At 64.3% G+C, this 13,038-nt stretch carries 8 protein-coding genes and 2 pseudogenes; 5 read left to right on the top strand and 5 right to left on the bottom strand.

What is annotated here, in order from left to right:
• Window positions 1-53: 53 nt before the first annotated feature.
• The 4 genes and pseudogenes from NLM25_RS44480 to NLM25_RS29260 form a co-directional block, all read left to right on the top strand.
• Window positions 54-575, top strand: a pseudogene (locus NLM25_RS44480) (CHASE3 domain-containing protein); the annotation flags it as partial.
• Window positions 576-701: 126 nt separating this feature from the next.
• Window positions 702-1,964 (top strand): annotated as a pseudogene (locus NLM25_RS29270) (sensor histidine kinase); the annotation flags it as partial.
• Between the two features lie 220 nt (window positions 1,965-2,184).
• A complete protein-coding gene (locus NLM25_RS29265; protein ID WP_254139297.1) occupies window positions 2,185-3,987 on the top strand; it encodes a caspase family protein in 1,803 nt (600 codons plus the stop codon).
• Window positions 3,988-4,075: 88 nt separating this feature from the next.
• Entirely contained in the window at window positions 4,076-5,401 is a 1,326-nt protein-coding gene (locus tag NLM25_RS29260; RefSeq protein ID WP_254121035.1) for an LVIVD repeat-containing protein, read from the top strand.
• A 123-nt stretch (window positions 5,402-5,524) separates the two neighbouring features.
• Here NLM25_RS29260 and NLM25_RS29255 read toward each other — a convergent pair whose 3' ends face one another.
• The gene (locus NLM25_RS29255) at window positions 5,525-6,694 is read right to left on the bottom strand and encodes a M20 aminoacylase family protein (RefSeq protein ID WP_254121034.1); all 1,170 of its coding nucleotides are present in this window, start codon (window positions 6,692-6,694) and stop codon (window positions 5,525-5,527) included.
• Between the two features lie 111 nt (window positions 6,695-6,805).
• Entirely contained in the window at window positions 6,806-8,113 is a 1,308-nt protein-coding gene (purB, locus tag NLM25_RS29250; protein ID WP_254139296.1) for an adenylosuccinate lyase, read from the bottom strand.
• A 571-nt stretch (window positions 8,114-8,684) separates the two neighbouring features.
• Between purB and NLM25_RS29245 the strand changes: the two genes are divergently transcribed.
• Window positions 8,685-9,272, top strand: a complete 588-nt coding sequence (locus tag NLM25_RS29245; protein WP_254139295.1) for a TetR family transcriptional regulator — start codon at window positions 8,685-8,687, stop codon at window positions 9,270-9,272.
• A 436-nt stretch (window positions 9,273-9,708) separates the two neighbouring features.
• On the opposite strand, the gene NLM25_RS29240 is transcribed toward NLM25_RS29245, so the two are convergent.
• From NLM25_RS29240 to NLM25_RS29230, 3 genes are all read right to left on the bottom strand, one after another.
• The gene (locus NLM25_RS29240) at window positions 9,709-10,740 is read right to left on the bottom strand and encodes an MBL fold metallo-hydrolase (RefSeq protein WP_254139294.1); all 1,032 of its coding nucleotides are present in this window, start codon (window positions 10,738-10,740) and stop codon (window positions 9,709-9,711) included.
• Between the two features lie 172 nt (window positions 10,741-10,912).
• Window positions 10,913-11,563, bottom strand: a complete 651-nt coding sequence (locus tag NLM25_RS29235) for a response regulator transcription factor (RefSeq protein ID WP_254121030.1) — start codon at window positions 11,561-11,563, stop codon at window positions 10,913-10,915.
• A gap of 7 nt (window positions 11,564-11,570) precedes the next feature.
• The gene (locus tag NLM25_RS29230; RefSeq protein ID WP_254139293.1) at window positions 11,571-12,941 is read right to left on the bottom strand and encodes a sensor histidine kinase; all 1,371 of its coding nucleotides are present in this window, start codon (window positions 12,939-12,941) and stop codon (window positions 11,571-11,573) included.
• Window positions 12,942-13,038: the final 97 nt, after the last annotated feature.

Here is a 13,038-nt window from a genome sequence, read left to right as displayed (position 1 = left end):
TGATCAGTTTCCCGGCTCACCCATGCGGGCCTATCCATGCTATCATCCTAGCAATGCTCTGGCCTTGGCACCAGAAGACGCGCCGGTCACGCCAGCATGACCCTAGGCAGATGTCAGCGCCTGCTCCGGCCCTGTCTTCGCGATGGTTTGCGCGTCCGCTGATCCTTGCGGTCGCAGTGCTCGTGGGCCTGTTTGTCGCGACCAGCTTGCTCGGCCTGCAATATTGGCAGGAGCGGCAGGCAGCTCACCACTTCACCGAGCATAGCCGCCAAGTACTCGAAACGCTCGATCGGCTGAGGGCGATCATCGCGGAACTGGAGGCCGAAAGGCGCGGGTATCTCATGACCCTCGACCCCGCCTATCTCAAGGCCTACGGCGTTTCCGACGAAAGTGTACGACGGGAAGCTCAGGCGCTGCAGACGCTGGTCGCAGAGGATCCGTTGCAGGGCCTTCGGGCCGGACATCTGGCACTGACCGTTGCCGCAACGCTGCGCGAGATCGACGAGCTGCTGAAGACGGCCGGCAAGTCCGGACTGGCCGCGCTGGCAATGATCCGCAGCATGGACGAGATCCGCTCGCAAATCGACCAGATGGTGGATCACGAGCGCTTTCGGCTCGCCGACCGGGAGGCGCGCGCCGAGGCATTCGAGCATCGCTGGACCTCGCTGATCGCCGGCGCCGTTGTTCTCGTCGTCGCGCTGGCCGGAGCGGCGCTGGCGCTCGCGCGGCTCGAGGCGAAACAGCGGAGAAAGGCGACCGAGGAGAACATCCAGCTTCAGAGTGATCTTGCTGCACGGGATATCAAGATCAGGCGCCTGTTCGACGCCAACATCATCGGCATCATCATCTGGGAGGTCGAGGGGCGCATTCTCGAGGCCAATGATGCGTTCCTGCGCATCGTGGGATACGACCGGGAAGATCTCAGCTCAGGGCGCCTGCATCGGACCGACCTCACGCCGCCGGAATGGCGCGACCGCGACTTGCATACCGTGGCGGAACTAAAGCGGCTCGGGACGGCCCAACCATTTGAGAAGGAGTATGTGCGGAAGGACGGCAACCGTGTGCCCGTGCTGATCGGCGGGACCATGTTTGGAGAAGGTACGGATCAAGGCGTCGGCTTTGTCCTCGATTTGACGGCCCTCAAGCGGGCGGAAGCCGAAGCCCGCGAACACGAGCGACGCTACCGTGAAGCCCTGATGGAGCTCGCGCACGCAAATCGCGTCACCACGATGGGGCAGCTCACCGCTTCGATTGCCCATGAAGTCAACCAGCCGATCGCCGCGATCGTTGCGAACGCCGAGGCCGGGCTGAATTGGCTGGAGGCTCAACCGCCAAATCTGGAGCGGGTTCGACAGTCGTTCGACTGGATCACCGGTGACGGCATGCGAGCCGGCGACGTCATCGGCAGGATCCGGGCGCTCATCAGGAAGGCGCCCCCGCAAAAGGAGGATATGGAGATCAATCAGGCGGTGCTTGAGGTCATCGCGCTGACGCGCAGCGAAGCGTTCAAGAACGGCGTCTCGGTGCGAACGCAACTTGCCGAAGGCCTGCCGCCCATTCAGGCAGATCGCGTTCAACTCCAGCAAGTGGTGCTCAACCTGATTGTCAACGCGATCGAGGCGATGGCCGCGGTCGGCGAGGGAGGACGCGAGTTGCTGATCAGCACCGGTCGGGATGCATCGAACGGCGTGCACGTCACCTTGCGGGATTCCGGTCCGGGGCTGGATCCGAAGAATGTAGAGTGCCTGTTCGAGGCCTTCTACACCACCAAGCCCACAGGAATGGGGATGGGTCTCGCCATCTGCCGCTCGATCATCGAGGCGCATGGCGGACAGTTGTGGGCCGGCGCAAACGAGCCCCGGGGCGCCGTCTTTCAGTTCACCCTGCCTTTCGCGCCAGACGAGACCGCATCTCGCCTGCTTCACTCGGGTGAGCCAGCGGATCTACGCTCTGCAGCCCAATGACGGGCCCTGCGTACCCCTTTTTTCCGGAGTCTGGTTCGGATGAGCGAAGCATGGTGACGCCTTGCCGCATGGTTATGAGCAGCCTTGAAGCACGTTGTGTGATGAATGTCACATAGGGGAGAATTGGCATTCGGCAATGATCCGAATAGTCTCATGGAATTGCATCCGGGGGGGGGCGCACGTGATTTCGCTTCGGTTATTTGCTTTGTTGATATTTGCGATGGGCTTCGCTTGCGGACCGGCACATGCCGACCGGCGGGTCGCGCTCGTCATCGGCAATTCCGCCTACAAGAGCGCGCCCAAGCTCGGCAATCCCGTGAACGATGCCACGCTGGTCGGCGGCATGTTCAAGAAGGCCGGCTTCGACTCCGTGGACGTCAGGCTTGATCTCAGCGCCAGCGAGATGCGGCGCATGCTGCGTGAGTTTGCCGGCAGGACGCGCGATGCGGACATGGCGGTGATCTATTACGCCGGCCACGGTATCGAGCTCGACGGCAACAACTACCTCATCCCGACCGACGCAACGCTGGAAACGGACGGCGACGTTCTCGACGAGACCATCCCGGTCGAGCGCGCATTGTTCGCGGTCGAGCCGGCCAAGCAACTGCGCCTGATCATCCTCGACGCCTGCCGCGACAATCCCTTCTCAAAGACCATGAAGCGCACGCTGGCCTCGCGCGCGATCGGACGCGGCCTGGCCAAGGTCGAGCCGACCAGCCCCAACACCATGATTGCCTTCGCCGCGAAAGCCGGTTCGACCGCATCCGACGGCGATTCCAGAAACAGCCCGTTCGCCGTCGCGCTGGTCGAGCACCTGCCGAAGCCCGGCCTCGATCTGCGCAAGGCCTTCGGCTTCGTGCGCGACGACGTACTCAAGGCTACCGGCTACAAGCAGGAGCCCTATGTCTACGGCTCGCTCGGTGGCGACGACGTGCCCCTGGTTGTAGTCAAGCCGGTCGCGACCGGTCCGCAGGCCAACCCGCAAGACGCTATTCGCAGGGATTACGAGCTGGCGCTCCAGCTGGCCACGCGAGATGCCTGGGAGGCGTTTCTGGCGGCGTATCCCGATGGGTTCTACGCCAACCTCGCCAAGGGCCAGTTGAACAAGATAGGCGCTGAAGAAACGCGCGTGGCGGCCGAGCAAAAGGCCAGGGCGGCCGAGCAGGAAAAGACGAGACTGATTGCCGAGCGCGCCCAGAAAGCCGAGCAAGAGAAAGCGGCCGCGGCGGCCAAGGCCGCCGAGGAGGCGCGGATCGCGGCGGAGAAGCAAAAGCAGATCGAGCAGGCGAAAGCCGAAGCAGCCGAGCGCGAGCGCAAGGTGGCCGAGGCGGCGGCTGCGAAGGCGCTGGCCGAGAAGCAGGCAGCGGAGAAAGCCAAGGCCGAGCTTGCCGCCAAGCTGGCCGCGGAGAAAGCGGAGCAGGCTGCAAAGCCGGCGGCCGATCGTCAGATGCCCGAGGTCGAGCAAAAGGTTGCGGCCCTTTCGCCTGCGCCGGCATCGACATTGTCAGCGGCCGATCTGACAAAATCCGTGCAGAGCGAATTGCGCCGCGTCGGCTGTCTGTCCGCCGCAGCTGATGGCGATTGGAACGGCACATCTCAGCGCTCGCTGACACTGTTCAACAAATATGCCGGCACCCAGTTCGACGTGAAGCTTGCCAGCGTCGACGCCCTCGATGCGCTGAAGGCGAAGCCTGGACGGGTCTGCCCGCTCGTGTGCAATTTCGGTTTCAAGGCCGACGGCGATCAATGCGTGAAAATCACCTGCCGCGCCGGCTATCGCGTCGGTGACGACAACGAGTGCGAGAAGATCCAGGAGAAGAAGCCGGTCGCGACGCGCGAGGATTCGAGGAGGCGCGATACGGACCGAAAACAAACCGAGGGCGCGCCATCGACGCCGCAGGCCTCGGGACAGATGATCTGCAACAATGCCGGATGCAGGCCGATTGCCAAGGGATGCCGGCTCGGGACGGCCAATCATCCGTCCAATCCTGCCGCAAAAATACCAGCCGAAATCTGCAACTAGCGACGAAGCGTAACCTTCGGGCGGACGACGCGAGGCTTGCACGCCTCGCTGCAAGCGAGCATCATCCCTAAAAAAATGGGGGAAACCGATGCCTCGACTCTCGCGCCGCCGCCACCTTCAGCAATTGTCGGCCGTGTTCGGGTCCGCTGCGCTGTCCGGGTGGTCGAGGTCCGCATGGGCTTCTGAAGCCGACATTCCGCCCGAGGGTATCGGCAAGGGCATCAAGCACATCTCCTACAGCGACATCGGCGGTCGGCCCGACAGCGTGCAGGTGATGTTCAACCGGCAGCATGTCTATGTCGGGCACATGTTCAGCGACGGCGTGACGATCCTGGACGCGTCCGATCCGCGTGCGCTGAAGCCGGTCAATTTCTTCACCGCGGGACAATACACCCGCACCCACCATCTCCAGGTGGCGGAAGACATGCTGCTGCTTGCGAACGGCGCCAACATCGTCGCGATGCAGTCCTACGACAACATGCGCGGCTATTTCGAGAACACGCTGGCCGACAGCATCACCAAGGCCAAGAAATTCCGCTGTGGCCTCTCGATCCACGACATCTCGAAGCCGGGCGAGATGCGCGAGATCGCGTTCCTCGAAATGCCCGGCTTCGGCATCAATCGTCTCTGGTGGCCGGGCGGCCGCTATGCCTATGTGTCGGCGCATTTCGACGGCTTCACCGACCACATCCTCTGCGTGGTCGATCTCAAGACCATCACGAAGCCGGAGATCGTCGCGAAATGGTGGCTGCCGGGCATGAACCGCGCGGCCGGCGAGCCGGCGACACCCAAGGGCAAGCGCTTTGCGCTGCATCACATGATCACGGCGGGTGATCGCGGCTATGCCGCCTGGCGTGACGGCGGTTTCACCATCCATGACATCAGCGATCCCACCAATCCGAAGCTGCTGTCCCACATCAACTGGTCGCCGCCGTTTGCCGGCGGCACGCATACGCCGCTGCCGCTGCCCAAGCGTCAGCTCGCGATCGTCGCGGATGAAGCCAATGCCGACCAGTGCGCTAAGGGCCTGTTCCACACATTCGTGCTCGACGTGCGCGCGCCGCAAAATCCGGTGCCGATCGCAACTCTCCCGACCCCGCGCGATCGCGACTTTTGCGCGAACGGCACCTTCGGTCCGCATAATCTGCACGAGAATCGTCCGGGCGCATTCCAGAGCGAGGAGACGATCTTTGCGACCTACAACAATGCCGGCGTCAGGGTGTTCGACGTCAAGGACGCCTTTGCGCCGAAGGAGATCGCGTATTGGGTGCCGCCGACGCCGAAAAAGCTGATCGATCCCCGCCCGAACGTCGCGCTCGCAGCCAAGACCTGTGACGCCTATGTCCGGCCGGACGGGCTGATGTTCGTCTCCGACTGGAACGCCGGGATGCACGTGCTGCAGTATGAAGGGTAAGGTGCTGCTCCGGTGACGCTGCCGTAGGGTGGGCAAAGGCGCGCAGCGCCGTGCCCACCATGCGCAATGGTGGGCACGCTTTCGCTTTGCCCACCCTACGATACTAACCCACCCTGCGAATGCCTATGCCGGCATCCGCGTCTCGACCAGGCGCGCCCAGAACGACGCGCCATGGCCGAGGATGTTGTCGTTGAACACGTACGCCGGATGGTGGCACTCGTTGCCGTCGCCCATGCCGACCAGCACCATCGCGCCGGGACGCGCTTCCAGCATGAACGAGAAGTCCTCGGCGCCCATCATCGGAATGAACCTGTCGTTGACGCGCTCGGCGCCGACGATGTCGCGGGCGACGTCGGCGGCAAGGCCGGCCTCGCGCGCATGGTTCATCGTCACCGGATACATCCGCGTGTACTTGGTCTCGGCCGAGCCGCCATAGGCACGGGCGACGCTCTCGGCGACCTCGCCGATGCGGCGCTCGACGAGATCGCGCACCTCGGGATCGAGCGTGCGCACGGTGCCGCCGAGCTCGGCGACTTCAGGGATGATGTTGAAGGCCGTGCCGGAGTGGAATTGCGTGATCGAGATGACGGCCGATTTCAGCGGATCGACGTTGCGCGCGACGATCGATTGCAGCGCGTTGACGATCTGCGAGCCGATCAGCACGCTGTCGACGGATTTGTGCGGACCGGCGCCGGCGTGGCCGCCCTTGCCGCGGACGATGATCTGGATGTTGTCCGAGGAGGCGAGCATCGCGCCGGGCGTGGTCGCGAAATGGCCCTCGGGCAGGCCGGGCATGTTGTGCATGCCGTAGACCTCCTCGATGTTCCAGCGCGTCATCAGCCCGTCCTCGACCATGGCCTTGCCGCCGCCGCCGCCTTCTTCGGCGGGCTGGAAGATCATGATCGCGGTGCCGTCGAAATTGCGCGTCTCGGTGAGATATTTGGCGGCGCCCAGCAGCATGGCGGTGTGGCCGTCATGGCCGCAGGCGTGCATCTTGCCGGGGACCTTGGAGGCGTAGGCGACGCCCGACGTCTCCATGATCGGCAGCGCATCCATGTCGGCGCGCAGGCCAATGGTCTTGCCCGAGGCGGACTTGCGGCCGCGGATCACGCCGACGACGCCGGTGCGGCCGATGCCGGTCACCACCTCGTCGCAGCCGAATTCGCGCAAGCGATCGGCGACGATGCCGGCGGTGCGATGGACCTCGTAGAGCAGCTCCGGGTTCTCATGGAAGTCATGGCGCCAGGCGGCCATTTCGTCGGAGAGGGCGGCAACGCGGTTGACGATGGGCATGAGGGGATCCGTTTCTGATGTGCTGTAGCCCGGATGAGCGACGCGACATCCGGGTCTGTGCGAGTGAGGTCCCGGGTATCGCTGCGCTCACCCGGGCTGCGCAAGCGCCGCTCAGCTCTCGCCGAACACGCGCTTGAAGATCGTGTCGACGTGCTTGAGGTGGTAGCCGAGGTCGAACTGCTCCTCGATCTTGGCGTCGGTGAGATATTTCTTCACCTCAGCGTCCTTCTTCAGGAGCTGGAGGAAGTCGCCTTCGCCGCGCCAGACCGGCATGGCGTTGCGCTGCACGAGCTTGTAGGCGTCCTCGCGGCTCGCGCCCTTCTGGGTCAGCGCCAGCAGCACGCGCTGCGAGTGCACCAGGCCGCCGAGGCGGTCGAGGTTCTTCTGCATGTTGGCGGGGTACACCAGCAGCTTGTCGATCAGGCCGGCGAGGCGCACCAGCGCGAAATCGAGCGTCACGGTCGCGTCCGGGCCCATCATGCGCTCGGCGGAGGAGTGCGAGATGTCGCGCTCGTGCCAGAGCACGACGTTCTCCAGCGCCGGCGTCACATAGGCGCGCACCATGCGGGACAGGCCGGTGAGGTTTTCCGACAGCACCGGGTTGCGCTTGTGCGGCATCGCGGAGGAGCCCTTCTGCCCTTCGGAGAAGAACTCCTCGGCCTCCAGCACCTCGGTGCGCTGCATGTGGCGGATTTCCACTGCGATGCGCTCGATCGAGGAGGCGATGACGCCAAGCACCGAGAAATACATCGCGTGGCGGTCGCGCGGGATCACCTGCGTCGAGATCGGCTCGGGCACGAGGCCCATCGCCTTGGCGACATGTGCTTCGACGCGCGGGTCGATCTGCGCGAAGGTGCCGACGGCGCCGGAGATGGCGCAGGTCGCAACCTCCTTGCGAGCCGCGATCAGGCGCTCCTTGGCGCGGGTGAATTCGGCGTATGCATAAGCGAGCTTGAGGCCGAAGGTGACGGGCTCGGCATGGATGCCGTGGCTGCGGCCGATGGTCGGCGTCATCTTGTGCTCAAAGGCGCGCTTCTTCAGCGCGGCCAGCACCTTGTCGAGATCGGCGAGCAGGAGGTCGGCGGCGCGGGTGAGCTGGACGTTGAGGCAGGTGTCGAGCACGTCGGAGGAGGTCATGCCCTGGTGCACGAAGCGCGCTTCGGGGCCGACGATCTCGGCGAGGTGGGTGAGGAAGGCGATGACGTCGTGCTTGGTCTCGCGCTCGATCTCGTCGATGCGGGCGACGTCGAAGGTGGCATCCTTGGCCTTGGCCCAGACCGTCCTGGCGGCCTCCTTGGGGATCGTCCCGAGCTCGGCGAGGGCGTCCGCCGCATGCGCCTCGATCTCGAACCAGATCTTGAACCGGGTCTGCGGCTCCCAGATCGAGGCCATTTCGGGACGGGTATAGCGGGGGATCATGGGACGGCTCCAGGAGAGGTGGGCGGGCGGCCCGAAGGGGTGCGACCTGCCAAAATGCTTTTTACGCCGTGATTTAACAGAGCGGGCGGGGCGAAACAAACAATCTGGGCCTGGGAAGAGGGGGATCGTCGAGCTATCCACCGGGCCGGCCAACCAGGACGAGCGCGGCCGGAGCGATCCGTCCGCAAAAATCAGCTGTCAATCACGGATCATTGACTGACAGATATTGAAATCTGTCAGCGAGACGTGTATATCCGTTCACGGACGCTCCGATTGGGCGTCCCGTGGTCATCCCGCCCGGGGAGCCCGAGGTCCGAAACATTTGCGGATCGCGGGACGTAATTCGGAGGTGGGGACCGCGGACGAATGGAGACTTAAGACAATGACGACCGAAATCATCAACTTCACCGGGACGATTGGGCATTGGCTCAATTTACTGGTGGCGCGCCAGATCGCGGCGCAGGCTGCAAAACTGCCTCATTAGGGCGAGAGCTTTCCGAAACGACCGGCAGGGGCGCTTCGGAAGCAGCTCGATCGCCGGGTGAACCCTGAACGGGAACAAGGTGCTGGCATGAATGAAGCCGTTGTCCTGACGCCGGAGCGGATCCTCGAAGTCACCGAGGACGTTCTGCGGCGCTACGGACTTGCCAAAGCCACCGTGGTTGACGTTGCCCGTGCGCTCGATGTGAGCCACGGCAGCGTCTATCGCCATTTCCCGAGCAAGGCCTCGCTGCGCGAAGCTGTTGCCAAACGCTGGCTGGACCGCATCGACGCGCCGTTGCGCCAGATCGCCGAGGAGAGGGGCCCCGCGCCCGACAGGCTCGATCGCTGGCTGCGCATGCTGTTCGCCGCCAAGCGTTCGCGCGTGCTCGACGACCCCGAGATGTTCGAGACCTATCTGACCCTGGCGCGTGAGGCCTGCGCGGCCGTCAGGTGCCACAAGGACACCATGATCGACCAGATCTCGGCGATCCTGTCCGACGGCGTCAAGCAGGGCGTGTTCGAGGTGGGCGACGTCAAGGCGACTGCGCGCGCGCTGTTTGACGCGACCTGCCGCTTCCATCATCCGGCCCATGCCGACGAGTGGAAGGACGCAGATCTGCCGGCGCGGGTCGATGCGACGCTCGCGCTGGTGCTGCGCGGGTTGAAGGCGGCCTAGACCGATACCCTCCCTCCAGAACGCGTAAGAGCCGATTCAGCCTTTTGCCTTGCGCAGTAGGGTCTCCTCGCGAAGGGGCGCCGAGGGGGCAGATTGTCTCCGCGCGTGAAAACCGGCGCCGGACGCTGGGACAACCGGCGGGCTCTGCGGATATGCATTCACCGCGATTTCGACGGCGTCCTTTGACCGCCTCCGAAGGCGGTAGAAAGTTAGCTCCTGATCGAGTGCGGGGCAGTGGAAGTGGACGACGGCCGTATCCGGTAAGCGGCAGAGTTCGTCGATGAGTTCACCCACCGTGAGGAGCGGATGATCGACGACCGTTCGGTGCATAGCCTTACTCATGGCGCAACTCCTTCACTCTGCTGCTAACCAAAGCGCGACGGTGTCGGTTCCATTCCGCTCGCCCGAAGCGCTGGATAAAGATGCGAATTGCGCGCTAGAGCGCGGATCCCGACCGCAAGCCGCGCGACCGCAATATGCCGAACGGGTCTTCCCGCCCGGCCAGTCTGCGATACGTTGCAAGGTCGTCAAGCGTCGGACCCTCCCCACGTCTGGCATTCCCACTCGTTCCAACCGAAATCGACGTGCCGAGGCCGGCATAGAGATAGTTGTCGCCGAACGCCTTCTTGAGCGCGGCAAAAGTCGGCTCACCGGTGCAATGTCCTGGTGCTACGGCGTCGACCTTGAACCTGTCCTTCAGAGCGGTCACAACTTTTGCGATGGCCTCGTCAGGTGCGACGACCAGATGAAATCCGCCTGCGATGAGATGAATCCTGGGATTGATGATGCTTGCCGCCTCGACGATGCGCTCGATCCCGGGGTGCGAACAACCGACCAGAAGGATTACACCGTCTGCCGTGTTGACAGCCAAGGACAGCTCCTTGAGCTCTCTTGTCCCGGGCGCGTCGGAGATCAGCGAAATGAGCGTGATACCGGGAGCAATCTCGGTCGTCTGATCGATCAGCTCGAAGTTCGCGTTGGCCCATGCCGAGCCAAACTTCATCACTGCCGGGGGCTTGCCTCCATAGTACCGCATCTCCGGCGGCAAGGCCTCGTCTTTCCGGTAGAAGCCGGAAGGCAGCGAAGAGCCGTAGATGCCAAACCCTTCCTTCGGCGCGTAGATCTTGACGGTCGGATTGACGCTCAGGACGTAGGACAGACCCGCCATGTGATCGGAGTGGCGGTGCGAAAGAACGACAAAGTCGAGGTCAGAGAGATTGACGCCCTTGGCCTTCACGTTTGCCGCGAAGATGTCGGGATCGTTACCCGTATCGAACAAGATGCGTTTTCCCGCGATCTCGACGAGGGCGGAAAAACCCCAGTCCTTTGTCATCGCGTCATTCGTGCCGAAGGCGTCGTAAAGAATGGTGATCTGGTCTTTCGCCTCGGTTGCTGCGCATTCGGTGGTTCCGGTCGCGAAAACGGTGAAGGCGATCAGTGCCGCAAGAAGACTGTCCCTGATGGTCATGGAAGCGTCTCCTGCTGTTGTGCGAAACATACAACGGGAACGAGGGTGGCTTCGATGCCGTGCCGGCGATCGAGCCTAGCACAATCTGAGGGAGGCTGGAGATCTTCGTTGGGGCAGCAGAGCTTTGATGAGGGGGCCTTGGGAACTTATGCGAGCAGGCCGTCGCTAAGCTTTAAATCCTCGTCAGCCCGCAACTCGCCGCCAGCCGTACGAGCTGTGCGTCGGTGCGCGCGCCGGTCTTGGTCTTGATCAGGTAGTGATAGTTCTGCACCGTCTTGACGCTGAGATTGAGATGCGCAGCAATCTGCTCGGTGGTCGCGCCGCCGGCGAATTGCCGCAGGATCTCGATCTCGCGCTCACCCAGCTGATCCAGCGCCGAGCCCGCCGACAGGCTGTCCTCGGCCAGAATATGGGCGATGTCGTCGCTCATGGCGCGCTCGCCGCGCGCGACGCTGCGGATCGCGGTGACGACCGCGGATGGCTCGCTGCTCTTGGTGACGAAGCCACTGGCGCCCGCGCCGAAGGCGGCTTTCACCAGCACGGCTTCGTTGTGCATGGTGAAGACGAGGATGCGCGCCCGCGGGCTGCGCGCGCGGATGTTGCGGATCGCCTCCAGCCCGCTCGCCCCGGGCATCGAGATATCAAGCACGACGACATCGGGGTCGTGCGTCTTGAAGGCGCCGTAGGCGTCCGCCGCATTGTCGGCTTCCGCCACGACATGGAGATCGCCCTGACTCTCCAGCACGCGCCGGTAGCCTTGCCGCACGATCGGATGGTCGTCGACCAGCAGCACGGAGATGCCTGTTGCCGCAACCTCGCTCATGCCTTCCTCACGCGGCAAGCGGAATGGTGGCGGCGACGCTGAGGCCGCGATTGGCGGGGAGGATCGACAATGATCCGCCGGCCGCCGCGACCCGCTCGCGGATGCCGGTGAGGCCGAAGCCGGCCGACTGCGCCACGCGTGCCGCATCGCCGCCGCCGTCGTCCTCGACGCGGATCAGCAACGCGTCGTCGTCACCGGCGCGCCGCTCGATGCGCAAGGAGATCTCGCGCGCCGAGCTGTGGCGCAGTGCGTTGGTCAGGCATTCCTGGGCCACGCGATAGGCGGTGGTGGCGGCCGGGCCGCTGATGTCGGTGAGGTCGCCCTTGACGTCGAGCCGGATGGTCGGCTGCGCCGCGCTTTGCGAGCGCCAGCTGTCCACCAGATTCACGAGGCTCGCTTCCAGCCCGAGCTCCTCGGGCAGGGGATTGCGCAGGCGTTTGAGCGCATCGCGCAGCGAGGCCATCAGATGATGGGTGGCCTGAGAGATCATGCGCGCGTCCTGCGCGATACCGTTGTCCTTGCTCTCCTTCGCGCTCGCCATTTCGATCGTGTTCGCGAAGGCGAGGATGGCGGAGAGATTTTGGCCGAACTCGTCGTGCAGCTCGCGGGCGAGCGCACGGCGTTCGTCGTCGCGGATCTCGATCAGCCGCCTTGTCAGCGCCGCGCGTTGTTCGGTGGCTTCCTCCAATCGACCGCCAAGCTCGCCGACGGCGCTGCCGATCATCGCCAGCTCCATCGAGCGGAAGCGCGGGAGCTTGGTGCGATACTGGCCCCGCGCCATGCGCTGGAGCGCGGTGACGATGGTGCGCGCCGGCGCCAGCGCGTGCGCGATGGCAAGCGACGCCAGGAGCGCGATCGCCGCCGCCATCAGCAGCGCGACATCGACCACGTTGAGGAGATACTCCCAGGCAAGCGAGATGGCCGCTGCGGCATCCGGCGTCGCGACGACCGTTCCGGCAGTTGCCGCGCGGGGGCTGACGGGCCTTATCACTTCGGCATGGCTGCCGAGGAAGACGGGGACAATTGCGGCGAACCAGTGCGGCGGCGTCTTGCCCAGCCCCACGCTCTGGCCGCAGAGCGGCCTTTCGAATGCGATGGCCGGCTGGAACTCGACGCACACGCCGGGCGAGATCAGCTTCATCGTCTCCAGCGTGCGCCACTCCGGAACCGGCAAGAGCTGCTCGCGGGTTCTGCTGCTGCGCAACAAGAACTCGTGCCAGTACAGTGCCTGAAGCGCCTGCGCGACCCGCTGCGCCGAGGCCGCAGTCGCCCGGTCGACGCTGCGATAGGCGTCGAACGTGGCCCAGACAGTCGCAGCGCCAAGGCAGAGCGCGACGATGAGAAGCAGACGGGCGACAAGCTGAAGCACGAGGCGCATGCGATCATCCCCGACGTTTGGTAAGGTCAGCCTAACAACGCCGCCGCGCCTTGCCAATTGCGGGAGCGGCAGGATTTGCTGCTCGGGCAAATTTCCC

Origin of the sequence: Bradyrhizobium sp. CCGB01 (assembly GCF_024199795.1) — a bacterium.
Taxonomy (GTDB): domain Bacteria; phylum Pseudomonadota; class Alphaproteobacteria; order Rhizobiales; family Xanthobacteraceae; genus Bradyrhizobium.
This window is presented reverse-complemented; position numbering and strand designations above follow the sequence as displayed.